This window comes from Massilia sp. LC238, assembly GCF_000735635.1.
Lineage (GTDB): Bacteria > Pseudomonadota > Gammaproteobacteria > Burkholderiales > Burkholderiaceae_D > Telluria > Telluria varians.
Genome location: NZ_JNNN01000039.1, coordinates 52,014 through 69,099, shown reverse-complemented (window position 1 = coordinate 69,099; position 17,086 = coordinate 52,014). Strand labels below are relative to the sequence as shown.

Here is a 17,086-nt window from a genome sequence, read left to right as displayed (position 1 = left end):
TCGTTTGATTCAAGGAGTGACAGGCAGGCGGGGCGCATGCGCGCCCTCGCATTCGCAGTGGCGGCGGCAATCGGCGGTTCGGCCGCGGCCCAGGAGCTCGGCATTCCGCAAGGATCCGGCCAGCAGGCCGGGACGCCCAGCGCCCAGGCCGCGTCGAAGTCCGGCCAGGTGATCCTGATGCCCGCGCTGACCGCCGGCGCCGCGAACACGCTCAGCCTGCTGTCGTCGAACGACGGCGCCAATTTCGTCTCGCTCGCCTCCGAAACCTGGACCCCGCCGTCCGGCAAACTGAATGATCCCACCCTTGCGCGCCATGCCGACGGCCGTTACGTGCTGGCCTATGCCGGCGCCGCACCGGGTTCGATCGGGCTGGCCAGTTCGCAGGACCTGCGCCGCTGGAATGCGACGCGCGAAGTCCAGCTTGCCTCGGGCCAGGTCCGCGCGCCCAACTGGGTGCGCGGCGCCGACGGCCAGCTCCACCTGGTCGTCACCATCGGGCGCGGCAGCCAGGTCCTCACGCCGGACGCGCAGCTGGGCAATCTGTCGGCGCCCGTGCCGATGCGCGGCCTCGAGGACGGCTACACCGACACCGTCGTCGCCCTTGATGGCGACGGCTTCGTGGCGGTGACGCGCGAAGCGGCCAGCGGGCGCCTGGTGCTGGCGCGGGCGGCCGACCTGAAAGGGCCGTGGCGCATCGAAGCGCAGTCGACCCTGAATGGCCTGGGCACGGACATCAAGGCGGCCGGACTGGTGCGCCTGGGCGCGACGCTGCGCCTGTACACCCGCGGCAACGACGGCCAGCGCGCCTGGTTCGCCGACAGCCAGGACGGCGGCCGGACCTGGAGCGCGCAAAGCCGCCTGACGGGCACCGCCGCCATGGCGTCCTCGTTCGGGGTCATGGGTGAAGAGGCCAAAGCCTTCGATCGCATCGCTGCGCCCAAGGGGCGTCCGAAGACGATCGCCTGGGACCAGTATTCGCTGAAGGTCGACGGCAAGCGCATCGTGGTCTGGTCGGGCGAGATCCACCCGTTCCGCCTGCCGAACCCTTCGCTGTGGCGCGACGTGATCCAGAAGATGAAGGCGCTCGGCTTCAACGGCGTGGCCTTCTACTTCGATTGGGGCTACCATTCGCCGGCGCCGGGCGTGTACGACTTCTCGGGCATCCGCAACGTCGAGCGCGCGCTGCAGATCGCGAAAGAGGAGGGCATGTACGTGATCGCGCGCACCGGTCCTTACGTGAATGCCGAGCTGACCGGCGGCGGCTATCCGGGCTGGATGTTCCGCAGCCGCGCCGAAGCGCGCACCGACGATCCGGTCTACCTGTCCGCCGTCGACGAGTGGATGACCCAGATTAATGCGATCATCGCGCGCCACCAGGCCAGCGACGGCGGCGGCAACGTGATCGCCTACCAGCTCGAGAACGAACTGGGCAAGGTGGAGCCGAAGCACGTGCGCCAGATGGAGCACCTGGCGCGCAAGGCGCGCGCAGACGGCATCACCGTGCCCTTCTTCCACAACGCGGCCGGCCGCCTGCCGGACTGGGCGCCGAAGAACTCCAGCGCCCCCTGGGCCAACCAGGGCCCGACCGACATCTATGCTTTCGATGGCTACCCCGGCGGCAGCTGCGACGTGTTCGCCAACCCGGCGGGGGCCAACAAGGCGCCCGACTGGGGCATCTACGCGACGGGCAGCGGCAAGGTCGGTTCGCTCACTTCGCCGGGCACGCCCGGCTTCGCCGCGGAGCTGGGCGGCGGCTGGTTCGACTACTGGGGTTCGAACGGCACCTACAACTGCACCGCCGAGCGCCAGGGCACCGGCTACCAGCGCGTGTTCTACGGCACCAACCTGATCAACCGGATCACGATCCACAACGTCTACATGACCTTTGGCGGCACCTCCTGGGGCTGGCTGGCCGGCCCGGTGGTGTATACCTCCTACGACTACGGCGCGCCGATCTCGGAAGACCGCGGCATGCGCCCGAAAGCCTATGCGCTGAAGCAGCAGGGCATGCTGGTGCAGGCGGCCGAGCAGGTGCTGGCCGAGATGGACAAGGGGCCGGCGCTGGCGCCCGCGGACGGCAAGGTCAAGGTCTACCACAACGTCAACCGGCGCCTGGGCACGCACGTGATCTTCGCCGCCCACAACCCGACCGACGGCAAGGGCGAGGAAGCCTTCAGCGTCAAGCTGGCCACGCGCGACGGCGAGTACAGCTTCGGCACCACGCTGCGCGGGCAGGATGCGCGCATGCTGCTGGCTTCCTACGACATGGAGCGCCAGCGCCTGGTGTATTCGACTTCCGAGCTGCAGACCCACTTCCGCAACGGCGAACGCGATATCGCGCTGCTGCACGGGCGCGACCGGCAGGCCGGCCAGACCGTGCTGCGCTATACCGGCGCGCCGACCGTCGAGGTGCTGGCAGGGCAGGTGACCTCGCGCTGGGATGCGGCCAAGGGCGACCTGGTGCTGGACTACGTGCACGACGGCCTGGCGCGGGTGCGCATCTCGGGCGGCGGCAGGGCGCCGATGCTGCTCCTGCTGGCGGACGAACAGACCAGCCTGCGTTTCTGGACCCAGGAGACCGGCGGCGGACGTGCGTTGCAGCTCAGCCCTGCGCTGGTGCGCTCGGCCCAACTCGTTGGCGGCAAGCTCGCCATGCGCGGCGACGCCGGCGAGGACAGCACGTTCGAGATCTGGGGACCGGCCTTCGAGGCCGCCAGCTTCAACGGCCAGGACCTGGCCTTGACGCGCCAGCCGGACGGCAGCATGCGTGCCGGCACCGTCAAGGGGCCGGAGGCGGTGAACCTGCCGGACCTGGGGCGCCTGGCCTGGACCCGCCGCATGGACAGCCTGGAAAGCGCGCCGCGCTTCGACGACAGCGCCTGGGTGCAGGCCGACCGCCGTCCGTCCGCGGCCCAGACCTGGACCATGCCGGAACGCGGCCAGCCGACCCTGTCGATGAGCGACTACGGCTTCCACCACGGCGACGTGTGGTACCGCGGGCGCTTCACCGCCCTTGACCCGAAGGCGAACCAGCTGGAACTGTTCTACGGCGCCGGCGGCGCGGGCCTGATCCAGGTCTGGATCGACGGCCGCTTCGTCGGCCAGCATGAGCTGGACACCGGCCGCTCCTTCCCGGAGACCACCGACAGCGTCAAGCTCTCGCTGGGCGAGCTGAAGCCCGGCGAGCACGTCATCTCGGTCATGGTGCGCAACAACGCCCACAACTGGAACCTGATGGCCGACGACTACCACCGCGAGGCGCGCGGCCTGATCTCGGCCTCGCTCACCAAGCGCGGCGGCCAGCGCTTCGGCGTGCCGATCGCCTGGCGCATCCAGGGCCGCCAGGGCGGCGAGGAGATCATCGACCGCATGCGCGGCCCGATGAACAACGGCGGCCTGTTCGGCGAGCGCCAGGGATGGCATCTGCCCGTGGCCTCGCCGAAAGGCTGGCAGGCGGCGCGCACCACCGATGCGCCGCCAGCGGCCGGCACCTACTGGCTGCGCACCAGCTTCAAGCTGGACCTGCCGAAAGGGCATGACATCCAGCTCGGCCTGGCCTTTGGCGACACCACCAAGCCGCGTTCGGAGCGCGAAAACCGGGCGCTGATCTTCGTGAACGGCTGGAACATGGGGCAGTTCATCGCCCACATCGGCCCGCAGCGCACTTTCGTGATCCCGCCGGGTATCCTGAACCCGAACGGCGAGAACACCATCGCGCTGGCGGTGACGACCGACGGCCGCAAGGAAAACGCGCTGGAGCCGCTCAAGCTGGTCAAGCTGCGCGCGGTGCGCGGCGGCGTTGACCTGGAGATCATGCAGTAAAACGGAGCCCGCACCGATGCCCACATCTCGCCTGATCCTGGCCGCGCTGGCGGCCGGCCTGAGCTTCTCCGCCGGAGCCCAAGCCGGCGACGCCCTGACGCTGCACTATGACAAGCCGGCCGCCGTCTGGACCGAAGCCCTGCCGGTCGGGAACGGCCGGCTGGGGGCGATGGTGTTCGGCCGGCCGGGCGAGGAACTGCTCCAGCTGAACGAAGCCACGCTCTGGAGCGGCGGGCCGGTGGGCAAGAACATCAACCCCGGCGCGTACGCTGCCCTCGGCAAGGTGAGGGAAGCGCTGGCCAGGGAAGATTACGCCCAGGCCTACGCGCTGTCGCGCCAGATGCAGGGCCTGTACACGCAAAGCTTCCTGCCGCTGGGCGACCTGAAGCTGCAGCAGGATTTCAAGGGCGGCGATGTCACCGGCTACCGGCGCGCGCTGGATATCCGCGACGGCATCCAGACCACGAGCTTCACGGTGAACGGCGTGCGCTACCAGCGCGAGGTGTTCGCCTCCAGCCCCGATCAGGTCATCGTCGTGCGCCTGCAGGCGGACCAGCCGCGCCGGATCAGCCTCGACCTGGGGGCCGCGAGCCCGCTGCGCTCCACCAGCACCGTGGAGCAGGGCGTGCTGCGCCTTGGCGGCAAGGCGCCCGCGCAGGTGGACCCGAACTATGTACGCGACAACCTTGAACCGGTCGTGCAGGACGACCCCGCCGGGTGCCGCGGGATGCGCTTCGCCCTGCTGGTCAAGCCGGTGGTGCGCGACGGCACCGTGACGCAGCAGGACGGGCGCATCAGCATCCGCGACGCCTCCGAAGTGACCCTGCTGCTGTCGGCCGCGACCAGCTTCAACGGCTTCGACAAGTGCCCGGACAGCGCCGGCAAGGACGAGGGGGCGCTGGCCCGCGCTCACCTGGAGCGGGCATCGCGGCGCGATGCCGCCGCCCTGCGCGCGGCCCACGTGGCGGATTTCCGCGCTTTGTTCGACCGCATGTCCCTGGTCATCAATCCGGGGGCGGAGGACCGCAGCGCGCTGCCCCTGGAGCGCCGCCTGCAGGAATACACGGACGGTGGAGCCGACCCGGCGCTGGAAGCGCTGTACGTGCAGTTCGGTCGCTACCTCTTGATCTCGTCCTCGCGCACGCGCGGGGCGCCGGCCAATTTGCAGGGCATCTGGAACGCCTCGGTGAGACCGCCCTGGAGCAGCAACTACACCACCAACATCAACGTCCAGATGAACTACTGGCCGGTGGAGAGCGCCAACCTGGCCGAGCTGTTCACGCCGCTGGACGACTTGATCCGCAACCTGGCCGTCACCGGCAAGGAGACCGCGGCGTCCTACTACCGCGCGCCCGGCTGGGCGCTGCACCACAATTCCGACATCTGGGCCGCCAGCAATCCGGTCGGGAACCTCGGCAAGGGCGACCCCAAATGGGCCAACTGGGCCATGGGCAGCCCCTGGCTGGCGCGGCACCTGTGGGAGCACTACCAGTTCACGGACGACCGCCGCTACCTGGAAAGCGCCTATCCCATCATGAAGGACGCGGCGCGCTTCCTGCTCGCCTGGCTGCAGCCGGATGCCCAGGGCCGCCTGGTCACCGCGCCCTCGACTTCGCCGGAGAACGATTTCTACTACGGCGAAGGACGCAAGGGTAATGTCACCGTCGCCTCCACCATGGACCTGGGGATCGCGCACGACCTGTTCGAGAACGTCGCCGCCGCCAGCGAGGTGCTCGGGGTCGATGCCGCGTTCCGTCGCCAGCTCAAGGATGCGCGCGCCAGGCTGTTGCCGTTCCAGGTCGGCGCCCGGGGCCAGCTGCAGGAGTGGCACAAGGACTTCGAGGAGGTCGAACCGCATCACCGCCACGTGTCGCACCTGTATGCGCTGCACCCGGCGCGCGTGATCTCGCCCCTGTCGACGCCGGAACTGGCCGCCGCCGCGCGCCGCACCCTCGAGCTGCGCGGCGACGACGGCACCGGCTGGAGCCTGGCCTGGAAAGTCAATTTCTGGGCGCGCCTGTACGACGGCAACCACGCCTATACGCTGTTTCGCAAGCTGCTGCGCCTGACCAAACCGGGCGACAAGCACGGCGGCGCCTACGCCAACCTGTTCGACGCCCACCCGCCGTTCCAGATCGACGGCAACTTCGCCGGCACGGCCGGGGTGATCGAGATGCTGCTGCAGAGCCAGAACGGCGAGCTGCACCTGCTGCCGGCGCTGCCGGACAGCTGGCGCGACGGCCGGGTGAGCGGCATGGTCGGGCGCGGCAACCATGTGGTCGACATCGACTGGGAGGCGGGACGCCTGAAGTCCGCCCGCATCACCGCCCGTGTGGGCGGACGCACCGCGATTCGCAGTCCGGTGCCGGTGGTGGTCGAGGGAACGGGCATCCGCAGCAGGCCGGACAGGATCGGGCACACGCTGTCGTTCACGGCCGTCAAGGGCCGGACCTACGTGCTGCGCCCGCGCTGAGTGCTCAGCGCTGCGCCAGCCGCGACTCCAGCACCACACGCTGGCCAAGGCGCAGGTCGGGCACATAGCTCATTCGCATGTCCGCGCCATCGGAGCCGCGGTTGAAGTCCATGGTGATGTTGCCGTCTCCCGAGACGAAGCGGTAAGGCGCAATCGCGGCCAGGCGGATCGGCTTGTTATCGTCGATGATGGCATCGATGTAATGCGCGGACGTCAGCACGCGCAGATACCAGCCATTCGACATCTCGTAGGCACCGGATATTTTTTCAGCCTCCGCAGCGCGGATCCGTGCCGCCTTGCTGGGAGCACTGACCTGGACCGAGGCGATCGGCGCCGTGTCCGCAGGCGGGTAGGGCATGGTTTGGGCATCCGCGCCGGTGGCCGACAGCAGCAGGGATGCGGCAAGGAGGATGGGGGAGCGCATGGTGGTTCCTTCACGAAGCGGAAATGGACCCTGGGGCGCCGGGATGCGTCCATGCGCATCCCGGATGATTCAGTCTAGGGCGTCCACCACGGCGTGCAAGGACCAAGACGGACACATCACCAAACAATCTGAATCGGCGCAAAGCAAGACAGGTGCGACATGATTCAAAAGCCGGGGGCGGCAGTCCAGTTTTGCGTCATTTTCAAGGCACATCATTCAACGTTGCGCGAGCCGCGAGCTGAGCACCATGCGCTGGGCAAGCCGCCCGTCGGGCTGGTAGCTCATGAGCATCTCATCGCCTGCCGCGCCGCGCTTGAACTGCATGCTTACCTTGCCGTCACCGGACACGAACCGATACGGCGCAACCGGCACCAGGCGCAAGGGCGGCTGGTCGTCGATGATGGTGTCGATGTAGCGGCGGCCGGTGTGCACGCGCAGGTACCAGCCGTTCGACATCTCGTAGGCCCCCGAGATCTGCTGCGCTTCGCGGGTCGCGATGCGCGGGGCAGTGGAGGGCGCCGTCACCTGCACCCACGAGATCGGCGCGGTGTCGGGCGGTGGGTAGGCCATGGCCTGGGCGCCCGCGCCGCCAGCGGGCAGGAGCAGGGAGACGGACAGGAGCAAGGAAAGGGGACGCATGATCGTTCCTTCGCGAAGGGGGAAGCGGCCTTCGGAACAGGCGTCGCGCGCGGGCGCGGTGTCGACCGTCGGGATGCCGCGCTGCGCAGGGCGCAACGCGGATGATTCAGTCTAGGATGAGGCCCGCGGCGCGCAAGGGCGCGCGGCGGCCCATCACGAATCAATCTCAGTGCCGGTCGAACCAGAACGCTGCGAAATGATTCAGATTCCGTGGCATTGCACGGATTTTCGAATCATATTTGAGCGTGCCGCTCAACCGGCAGCAGCGACCGGAACGCCGGCCTGCTGCAGCGCCTCGCGCCACTTGGCGCGATAGGCTTCCAGCCCGGCCAGCGCACGCGGCGGCTTCGGCACGCTCAGGCCCGGCGGCGTGGCGTCGCGGTAGCGCAGCAGCCAGCCGCCGCAGGTGGTGCCGCTGGCGTCGTCCGAATAGCTCAGCGCCTGCTGCGGCCTCAGGCCGGCGAGCAGGGGGCCGAACCAGGGATTGGCGGTGAAGCTGCCCTCGACCGTGATCGGGCCGCGGGCGCCCAGCGCGTCGAGGCAGTAATCCGTCATCAGGACGCAGTACAGCGTGGCCAGTGCAAAGCGCTCGCCCGCATCGCGCGGCGCCAGGCCCTCGATGCGCCCGGCACGGCCGGCGAAGGGGCCGCCGCTCTCGGCAAAGCAGGGAATCGCCATGCTGGCGCGCGCCACCATCTGCTCGAGCTCCAGGTAAGAACAGGTGGCCGGCTGGTCGCCCGCCAAGGCGCCGAATTCGCGCCCGCCCATGAAGCGCATGCAGGCGACCGGCTGGCCCAGCGCACTGGTGTTGGCCAGCATGTCGGCGTCTTCGCGCAGGCCGTCCAGGCCCGTGCCGAAGGCGGCGGCGATGACCCAGGTGCCGGTCGAGAGCACCGTGCGCGGCCCGCCGGCGGCATCGCTGCCGAGGTAGCGCACCAGCGAGGCATTGCTGTCGTGGATGCCGCACAGGACTTCGCAGTTCGGCGGCAGGCCGGTTGCTTGCGCGACTTCCGGCAGCAGGGTGCCGAGCGAGGCCGACGGGGCGGCGATCGGCGGCAGCTTGTCCAGCCAGCCCATGCGCGCCGGCAGCGACGAATACGCCTGGTGCACCGGATCCCACAGGTCGGTGTGACAGCCGAGGGAGGTCGCTTCGCCTGCGGCCGTGCCGCACAGGCGCCAGGCCCAGTATTGCGGGTACATCAGGATGTGGCGGCTGCGTGCGAACTGTTCGGGATGGCGCTGCTGGAGCCAGGCCAGCTGGCGGCCCAGGTTCAGGCCGGCCGGCAGCAGGGGCGAATAGGTCTCGGCGTAGGCCGGGCGCAGGGACGCGTAGTCCAGGCCGGGCAGGGCGGCTTCATAGTCGAGCACCGGCAGCACCAGGCCTGCGTCGTCGACCAGGGCGGCGGTGGCGCCGTGGGTCACCGGGACGATCGCCGACACCTGTGCCTGTTTCGCGAAGCCGCGGCAGGTCGCCAGCATCCACTGCCAGATGCCCTCGACGTCGTGGTGCGGGTAGGGTCCATCGTTCAGGATGGCGTTCGGGCGGCGCGCTTCCGCGATGGCGCGGCCGCCGGCGTCGACCAGGGCCAGCTTGACGTTGGTCTTGCCGATGTCCAGAACGATGAGGGCGTCGCCCGTCCTTGCTTGCATTGGGTGCTTTCCTGGGTCAGTGGCGGGTCGGCTTGCCGCGCACCAGGCGCGACACGGCGATGGTGGCCAGCAGCAGCACGCCCACCACGATGGTCATGTAGATGCCGGGGACGTTGGCCAGGGCCAGGCCGTAGGTCACGGCGCCCATGGTCAGCACGGCCAGCATCACGCCGCCGATGGTGCCGGCGCCGCCGGCGATGCTGACGCCGCCCAGGATCACCATGGTGATGATTTCCAGTTCCCAGCCGGTGGCGATGTTCGGGCGGGTGCTGTCGATGCGGCCGGTGAGCAGGAAGGCTGCCAGGCCCGCCATGGCGCCGGTGAGCATGAACAGGCCGAGGCGGTAGCGGTCGACGGCGATGCCGGAGAAGCGCGCCGCGTCCGGGTTGTTGCCGATCGCGTAGATGCGACGGCCGGTCGAGGTCCAGTGCAGCACCAGCGCGAACAGCAGGGCGAAGCCGAGCAGGATCACGAAGGAGCGCGGCACCATGCCGAAGAACACGCCCTGGCCCCAGCTGGTCATCGCTTCCGGATAGTTGGTGAAGGCCTTGTCGCCCAGCACCACGCTGCCCAGGCCCCGGTACAGCGAGAAGGTGCCGATGGTGACGACGATCGAGGGCAGCATGAAGCGGGTGACCAGGAAGCCGTTCAGCCAGCCGCACACCAGGCCGGTGCCCAGCGCCACGAACAGCAGGCTTCCCGCCGGGGCGCCGGCCTGGTGGGCCAGGCCCATTGCGACCGAGGACAGCGCCAGCGTGCCGGCCACCGAGATATCGATCTCGCGGCAGATGATCAGGAGGGCCATCGGCAGCGCGATCAGGGCCTTCTCGCTGAAGTTGGCGGTACCGTCCAGCAGGTTGTACGGATCGAGGAAGTGCGGCAGGGTGACGCCGCCGGCCACGAACACCGCCAGCAGCAGCACGGCCAGCAGGCTCTCCCAGCGCGCCGCCAGGTGGCGCAACGCCGGCTTTTCGCGGTCCAGGATGGTGTAGCGCGAGGTGCTGGCTGCGGCTTCGCTGGCCGCCTCGGTTTGTGCAATGGTGGTCGCGTTCACGCGGCGCTCCTCAGGTTGTCAAGCTTGTGCAGCGGCAGGATCTGGCGGCTGCGGTTGCGGTTGCCGCGCGCATTCATCAGGACGGCGACCAGGATCACGGCGCCGGTCAGGGCGCTTTGCCAGAAGGGCGAGACCTGCAGCACCGGCAGCGCATTGCCGATCACCGACAGGAACAGCGCGCCCAGCATGGCGCCCAGCACCGAGCCGACCCCGCCGGCGATGCTCACGCCCCCGATCACGCAGGCGGCGATCACGGTGAGTTCGAAGCCGTAGGCGATCTCGGTGTAGGCGACCGCGTAGCGCGCCACCCAAAGGTAGCCGCACAGGCCGGCGACCATGCCCGACAGGCCATAGGTCCAGAACAGGCGTTTCGCGGTCGGAATGCCGATGTAGGCGGCGCAGTGCGGCGCGTTGCCGATGGCGTACAGGTCACGGCCGAAACGCGTGTAGCGGGCCACGAACACCATCAGCAGGACGGTGGCCAGGGCAATCCACACCAGGTGCGGCAGGCCGAACAGGCGCTGCAGCGGGAAGGCGACGAAGCCGGCCGGCATCTGGTGGGCCGAGACCCAGGTCCCGCCCGAGATCACGAACACCAGGCCGCGGTACACGCTCATGGAACCGAGCGTGACGACGATCGGCGGCAGCTGCAGATAGCCGATCAGCCAGCCGTTCAGCAGGCCGGCGACCAGGCCGGTGGCGGTGGCGGCCAGCATCACGAGCACCAGCGGCAGGCCGGGGTTGGCACTCGCCAGCATGGCCGCGACCATGCCCGCCAGGGCCAGGGTCGACGCGACCGACAGGTCGATGCCGCGCGTGACGATCACCAGCATCTGGGTCAGCGCCAGCATCACGAGCAAGGTGCTATCGGTGAGCAGGTTGGCGAGCGAGCCAGCGCTCACGAAGACCGGGGCGCGCAAGCCGACCAGCAGCACCAGCGCGACCACCATCAGGGCGAGCAGGGGCTCGCGTTGCTTCAGGATGTACATATTCATGCTGCCACCTCGTTTGCGGCATTGAGCTCGACGCCGGATGCGGCCGCGACCACGGTTTCGGGCGTGGCGTCCTGGCGCGCGAACTCGCGCACCACGCGGCCCTGGCGCATCACGACCACGCGGTCGGCCAGGCCCAGCACTTCGGGCAGTTCGGAGGACACCAGGATCACGGACAGGCCGCGCTCCACCAGTTCGCTGATGAAGCGGTGCACCGCGGCCTTGGAGCCGATGTCGATGCCCTTGGTCGGCTCATCCAGGATGATGACTTTCGGATCGGTGGCCAGCCACTTGCCGAGCACCACCTTCTGCTGGTTGCCGCCCGAGAGTTCGGCGACGTTCTGCTGCAGGTGGTGGGCCTTCAGTTCGAGCTGTTCGGCGAAGCGGCGCGCCACTTGCGCCTCCGCACGGGCGCGGGTGAAGAAGCCGAAGCGCGACAGGATCGGCAGGGTGATGTTGTGGGCGATCGGCTGGCTCAGGTGCGCGCCGTGCTGCTGGCGGTCTTCCGGCACGTAGGCCAGGCCGGCGGCGATGGCGTCGCGCGGGGCGCCGAAGCTCGCGTCCCTGCCTTCCAGGTGCACGCTGCCGCGCACATTGCTGGTGAGGCCGAACAGGGCCTGCATCACTTCCGAGCGGCCGGCGCCCACCAGGCCGTAAAAACCCAGGATCTCGCCGCGGCGCAAAGTGAAGCTGACGTTCTGGAATTCGGTCGGGTGGCACAGGTCGCGCACTTCCAGCAGCGGCGCGCCGATCTCGACCTGGGCCTTCGGGTAGGCGTGGTGCACGGCGCGGCCCACCATCAGGGCCACCAGTTCCGGCTCGCCGATGTCGGCCAGGCGCCCTTCGGCCACGAACTGGCCGTCGCGCAGCACGGTGTAGCAGTCGGCCACCTCGAAGATCTCGTCGAACTTGTGCGAGATGAAGATGACGGCGGTGCCGGCGGCCTTCAGCTGGTCGATGATGCGGTACAGCTCGCGGATCTCGCGCTGCGACAGGGCGGCGGTCGGCTCGTCCATGATCACCACGCGCGCATCCTGCGACAGGGCGCGCGCGATCTCCACGAAGTGGCGCTGGGCCACCGACAGGTCGCGCACGCGGGCGCGCACCGGCAGGGCGACTTCCAGGCGCGCGAACAGGCGCTCGGCCTCGTCTTCGATGTTCTTCCAGTCGATGCGCCTGGTGGGGCCGCGGGTCGGATGACGGCCCACGTAGATGTTCTCGGCGACGGTCAGTTCGTCGAACATGACCGTCTCCTGGTGCACCGCGGTGATCCCGGCCGCCATCGCCTCCTGCGGGCTGCCGAAGGCGACTTCCTTCCCGTCGAGCAGGATGCTGCCGGCGTCGGGGCGGTGGATGCCGGTCAGGGTCTTGACCAGGGTCGACTTGCCGGCGCCGTTCTCGCCGATCAGGGCCATGACTTCGCCCGGGCGGATGGACAGGCGCACGCCATTGAGCGCGTGGACGCCGTTGAAGCGCTTGGTGATGCCGCTCAGCTGGAGGACCGGTGCTTCGGCAAGATTCGCGGATGCTGCGTTCGCGCCGGGTAGGGGAGGGCTTGCAAGTTGGGTCACTGGCATACGGGTGTCGCTAAAGGTAAAAGGCGCCGCGCGGAAAAGACATCGCGCGCGGCGGCGGGGCCGGTCAGAACAGCTTGGCGAACTGCTCGACGTTCTCGGCGTTGTAGGTGAACGGCGGGCCGAGGGCTGCTTCGCCGTTGGCATCCAGGGTCACGTTGCCGAGGCGGCCGACCGAGACGCTGGCGCCGTCCTCCGCCTTGGCCTTGCCGGTCACGAACTGGTGGGCGGCATAGGTGGCGGCGTAGCCGAGGTCGATCGGGTTCCAGATCGCGAATTCGCGCACCGCGCCGCTCTTGACGTGGCCTGCCATCTCGGACGGCAGGCCCAGGCCGGTGACGAACACCTTGCCCACCAGGCCTTCGTCGGCGACCGCCTTGCTGGCGGCGACGATGCCGACCGTGGTCGGGGCGATGATCGCCTTCAGGTTCGGATGGCTGCGCAGCAGGCCGATGGCTTCGCGGTAGCTCTTGTCGGACTGGTCGTCGCCGTAGACGGTGGCCACCAGCTTCAGGTCCTTGTATTCGGGCTTTTCCAGCACCTTCTTCATGACGCCGATCCAGAGGTTCTGGTTGGTCGCCTGGGCCGAGGCCGACAGGATCGCCAGCTCGCCCTTGCCGTTCATTTCCTTGGCCGCCATCTGGATCTGCTTCTCGCCGATCATCTCCGGATTCGACGGGTTCAGCTGCATCTGGCGACCGCCGGGGGCCAGGCCGCTGTCGAAGGAGATCACCTTGATCCCGCGCTGCATCGCCTTCTTGGTGATCGGGACCAGGGCGTTCGGATCGTTGGCCGAGACCACGATGGCGTCGACCTTCTGGCTGATCAGGGAATTGATGATCTCGATCTGGCCTTCGGCGCTGGGCGTGGTGGGGCCGGTGTAGATCACCTCGACGCCGCCGATCTGGCTGGCCGCTTCCTTGGCGCCGGTGTGGGCGGCGTCGAAGAAGCCGTTGCCCAGGCTTTTCACGACCATCGCGATCCTGGTCTGTTGCGGCGCTGCCGGATCGGCCTTCTTTTCACCGCAGCCGGCCAGGCCGGCGAGGATGCCGACGGCGGCCGCCGCGAGCAGGAAGTGTTTGAACGGCTTGATCTTCAATGGGAAAGCTCCATCAGGGCAGCGGACTGCAAGTCATAGGGCGCGCTGTAGCGCGGGGCGTTTTGGGCGATTGGATCGCCGTCGGGTTCGACGGTGACCACCTTCACGCCGTACTGCTCGAGCAGCTGCACGGCCTTGTCGGAGGCATTGGTATCGGTGATGACGGTGGACACGCGGTCCAGGCCGCACAGGATCAGGCCGGCCTTGCGCGCGAACTTGGAGCTGTCGGCCAGCACCACCAGTTCCTCGGCCTGGCTGATCAGGCGCTTCTCGGCCTGGATCAGCAGCGGGTCGGCTTCCATCAGGCCCAGCAGCGACAGGCCGTACACGCTCATGAACATCTTGGTGGCGTAGTGGTGCTGGGTGATGTCGTTATCGAAAGGCGAGAGGATGACGTTCTGCTCGCGGTACACGCGGCCGCCCGGCACGATGATCTCGTTCTCGCTCGAGACCAGAAGGCGCTCGGCCATCAGGAAGGAATTCGTGAGGATCTTCAGGTGCTTCTCGGTCAGGAACTCGGCCATCATGAAGGTGGTCGTGCCACCGTTGATGATGATCGTTTCGCCGTCGGTGCACATGCCGGCCGCATGGCGGGCGATGGCACGCTTGCGCGCGGCGAAGCACTGGATGTTGTTCTGGAAGGTCTCGCTGGTCAGCGAGAACTGGCGCGTCTTCGGCAGCAGGTTCTCGGCGCCGCCGCGGGTGCGGGTGAGCAGGTTGCGGCCAGCCAGCCAGCTGATGTCGCGACGGACCGTCGCGGGGGATGCGTTGAGCCATTCGACAAGCTGCTGGACCGTCGCCGTCTGATGCTCGGCAAGCAGCTTCAGCAAACGCTTGCGGCGTTTGTGATTCACCATGTTGTCTCCTCCGAAAGCCGTCTGTTTTTAATGCGGCATGTCCGTCGTTCCTGCTGGAATCGCGGTGTGTATCAAAAGTATTAATCAAGCACTGCCGTAACGTCAATCACCAAATGATCAAGGGCCTGATTATTTTCCTTCGCTGCAACGCACAAACGCGCAATTCGCTCAAGTCGATGATTGATTGGGACTTGGTCAGCAAGTTGATTATTTCTGCGTTGACACCCCTTGCCCGGCTGCTTTCTACTGTCTGTCGATGCCGCGAACGTGGCGGTTGCAGGACATTGGAAGAGAGACGCATCGTCCGCTCGGACGATGACAAAACAATCAACTTGGAGAATATCTTGATGGGCGCAATGAGCGAAACGAAACAACGCGAAGCAATCACTTCGCGCTGGGACGACGGTGTGGCCGCGAACATGAGCGAGCCGGAGCTGTTGCTGTACCGTTCGAACCTGCTGGGTTCGGACCTGCGCATTACCAATTTCGGCGGCGGTAATACCTCGGCCAAGGTCACCATGACCGACCCGCTCTCGGGCGAGCAGGTCGAGGTGCTGTGGGTGAAGGGCTCGGGCGGTGACCTGGGTTCGATCAAGATGGACGGCTTCTCGACCCTGTACATGGACAAGCTGCAGGCCCTGAAAGGGCGCTACCGCGGCCTGGAGCACGAAGACGAGATGGTCGGCTACCTGCCGCACTGCACCTTCAACCTGAACCCGCGCGCGGCCAGCATCGACACCCCGCTGCACGCGTACATCGCCCACAAGCACGTCGACCACATGCACCCGGATTCGTGCATCGCGATCGCCGCCTGCAAGAACAGCAAGGAACTCACCGCCAAGATCTTCGAAGGTGAGCTGGGCTGGCTGCCGTGGCAGCGTCCGGGCTACGACCTGGGCCTGAAGCTGGAACAGGTGTCGCAAGAGAACCCGCAACTGAAGGGCATCATCCTGGAAGGCCACGGCCTGTTCACCTGGGGCGACACCTCGAAGTCGTGCTACGAAACGACGCTGGCGATCATCAAGCGCGCCGAAGATTGGCTGGCTGCGAACATCCAGCAGCCGGTGTTCGGCGGCCAGGCCAAGCAGGCACTCCCCTCGAACGAGCGCGCCGCCCTGGCAGCCCGCCTGATGCCCCTCCTGCGCGGCAAGATCAGCCAGGACGAGTACAAGCTTGGCCACTTCGACGACAGCGACGCCGTGCTGGAATTCGTCAACTCGCAGGACCTGGCGCCGCTGGCGGCCCTCGGCACCTCCTGCCCTGACCACTTCCTGCGCACCAAGATCCGCCCGATGGTGCTGGACTTCGACCCGGCAGCGCCGGACTTCGATCGCCTGGTCGCCGGCCTGGACCAGGCACTGAGCGACTACCGCGCCGATTACACCGCCTACTACGAGCGCTGCAAGCGTTCCAACAGCCCGAAGATCCGCGATGCCAACCCGATCATCTACCTGATCCCGGGCGTCGGCATGCTCTCCTTCGCCAAGGACAAGGCAACCGCGCGTATCGCCGGCGAGTTCTACGTCAATGCGATCAACGTGATGCGCGGCGCGAACGGCGTCGACAGCTACGTCGGCCTGCCGGAACAGGAAGCCTTCGACATCGAGTACTGGCTGTTGGAAGAAGCCAAGCTGCAGCGCATGCCCAAGCCGAAGAGCCTGGCCGGCCGCATCGCCCTGGTGACCGGCGGCGCCGGCGGCATCGGCCAGGCGGTCGCCCGCCAGCTGCTGCAGGAAGGCGCCTGCGTGATGGTGACCGACATCGACAGCGAAGCCCTGGCCGCTGCCCAGCAGGACCTGAGCAAGGTGGCAGGCAAGGACAACGTCGCTGTCGTGCGCGGCAACATCACCAGCGAGGAAGACGTCGCCCAGGTGCTGGCCGACACCGCCCTGCGTTTCGGTGGCGTCGACCTGCTGGTGTCGAACGCCGGCATCGCTTCGGCGGCGCCGCTGGACGAAACCACGCTCGATATCTGGAAGCGTAACCAGGACATCCTGGTGACCGGCTACTTCCTGGTCAGCCGCAGCGCCTTCCAGATGATGAAGCAGCAGAAGCTGGGCGGCAGCATGGTCTTCGTGGGCAGCAAGAACGGCTTGGTGGCGTCGGCCGGCGCATCGGCCTACTGCACCGCCAAGGCGGCCGAACTGCACCTGGCGCGCTGCGTCGCGCTGGAAGGTGCCGAGCACGGCATCCGCGTCAACGTCGTCAACCCGGACGCGGTCATCAAGGGCTCGCGCATCTGGGACGGCAAGTGGAAGGAAGAGCGCGCCGCATCGAACAAGATCGGCACCGACGACATCGAAGAGTTCTACCGCAAGCGCTCCATGCTGAAACTGAGCGTGCTGCCGGAAGATATCGCCGAAGCCGTCTACTTCTTCGCCAGCGACAAGTCGGGCAAGAGCACCGGCAACATCCTGAACGTCGACGCCGGCAACGCCGGGGCATTCACCCGCTAAAATAGAAGGCTGCGCAGCGGGCATATCGTTCGCTAGCGCAGCATGA

General features: G+C 67.7%; 11 protein-coding genes. 3 read left to right on the top strand and 8 right to left on the bottom strand.

What is annotated here, in order from left to right; all coding sequences use genetic code 11:
* Positions 1 to 36: 36 nt before the first annotated feature.
* Positions 37 to 3,822 carry a beta-galactosidase gene (locus tag FG94_RS11195; RefSeq protein WP_081925929.1) on the top strand — a complete coding sequence of 1,262 codons (3,786 nt, stop codon included), beginning with the start codon at positions 37 to 39 and terminating at the stop codon, positions 3,820 to 3,822.
* A gap of 16 nt (positions 3,823 to 3,838) precedes the next feature.
* Positions 3,839 to 6,295: a glycoside hydrolase N-terminal domain-containing protein gene (locus tag FG94_RS11190; protein WP_036211236.1), complete on the top strand. Its 2,457-nt coding sequence runs from the start codon at positions 3,839 to 3,841 to the stop codon at positions 6,293 to 6,295.
* A 4-nt stretch (positions 6,296 to 6,299) separates the two neighbouring features.
* On the opposite strand, the gene FG94_RS11185 is transcribed toward FG94_RS11190, so the two are convergent.
* The 8 genes from FG94_RS11185 to FG94_RS11150 form a co-directional block, all read right to left on the bottom strand.
* Positions 6,300 to 6,719 carry a hypothetical protein gene (locus FG94_RS11185; RefSeq protein WP_036211233.1) on the bottom strand — a complete coding sequence of 140 codons (420 nt, stop codon included), beginning with the start codon at positions 6,717 to 6,719 and terminating at the stop codon, positions 6,300 to 6,302.
* A gap of 216 nt (positions 6,720 to 6,935) precedes the next feature.
* Positions 6,936 to 7,358 (bottom strand): hypothetical protein, encoded by a 423-nt coding sequence (locus tag FG94_RS11180; RefSeq protein WP_152570945.1) that lies wholly within the window; start codon positions 7,356 to 7,358, stop codon positions 6,936 to 6,938.
* Between the two features lie 252 nt (positions 7,359 to 7,610).
* Positions 7,611 to 9,008: an FGGY-family carbohydrate kinase gene (locus tag FG94_RS11175; protein WP_036211227.1), complete on the bottom strand. Its 1,398-nt coding sequence runs from the start codon at positions 9,006 to 9,008 to the stop codon at positions 7,611 to 7,613.
* Positions 9,009 to 9,024: 16 nt separating this feature from the next.
* Complete coding sequence (locus FG94_RS11170) at positions 9,025 to 10,062, bottom strand: ABC transporter permease (RefSeq protein ID WP_081925928.1); 1,038 nt, start codon at positions 10,060 to 10,062, stop codon at positions 9,025 to 9,027.
* The gene (locus FG94_RS11165) at positions 10,059 to 11,051 is read right to left on the bottom strand and encodes an ABC transporter permease (RefSeq protein ID WP_081925927.1); all 993 of its coding nucleotides are present in this window, start codon (positions 11,049 to 11,051) and stop codon (positions 10,059 to 10,061) included. The genes FG94_RS11170 and FG94_RS11165 overlap by 4 nt, the downstream gene beginning before the upstream one ends.
* Positions 11,052 to 11,053: 2 nt before the next feature.
* Positions 11,054 to 12,631 (bottom strand): sugar ABC transporter ATP-binding protein, encoded by a 1,578-nt coding sequence (locus tag FG94_RS11160; protein WP_051996486.1) that lies wholly within the window; start codon positions 12,629 to 12,631, stop codon positions 11,054 to 11,056.
* Positions 12,632 to 12,695: 64 nt separating this feature from the next.
* On the bottom strand, positions 12,696 to 13,727 hold the full coding sequence (rhaS, locus tag FG94_RS11155; protein WP_051996484.1) for a rhamnose ABC transporter substrate-binding protein: 1,032 nt from the start codon (positions 13,725 to 13,727) through the stop codon (positions 12,696 to 12,698).
* Positions 13,724 to 14,584 (bottom strand): DeoR/GlpR family DNA-binding transcription regulator, encoded by an 861-nt coding sequence (locus FG94_RS11150; RefSeq protein WP_036211220.1) that lies wholly within the window; start codon positions 14,582 to 14,584, stop codon positions 13,724 to 13,726. Before FG94_RS11150 ends, rhaS begins: the two co-directional genes overlap by 4 nt.
* 347 nt (positions 14,585 to 14,931) lie before the next feature.
* On the opposite strand from FG94_RS11150, the gene FG94_RS11145 reads away from it, so the two are divergent.
* Positions 14,932 to 17,040: a bifunctional rhamnulose-1-phosphate aldolase/short-chain dehydrogenase gene (locus FG94_RS11145; protein ID WP_152570944.1), complete on the top strand. Its 2,109-nt coding sequence runs from the start codon at positions 14,932 to 14,934 to the stop codon at positions 17,038 to 17,040.
* Positions 17,041 to 17,086 lie beyond the last annotated feature (46 nt).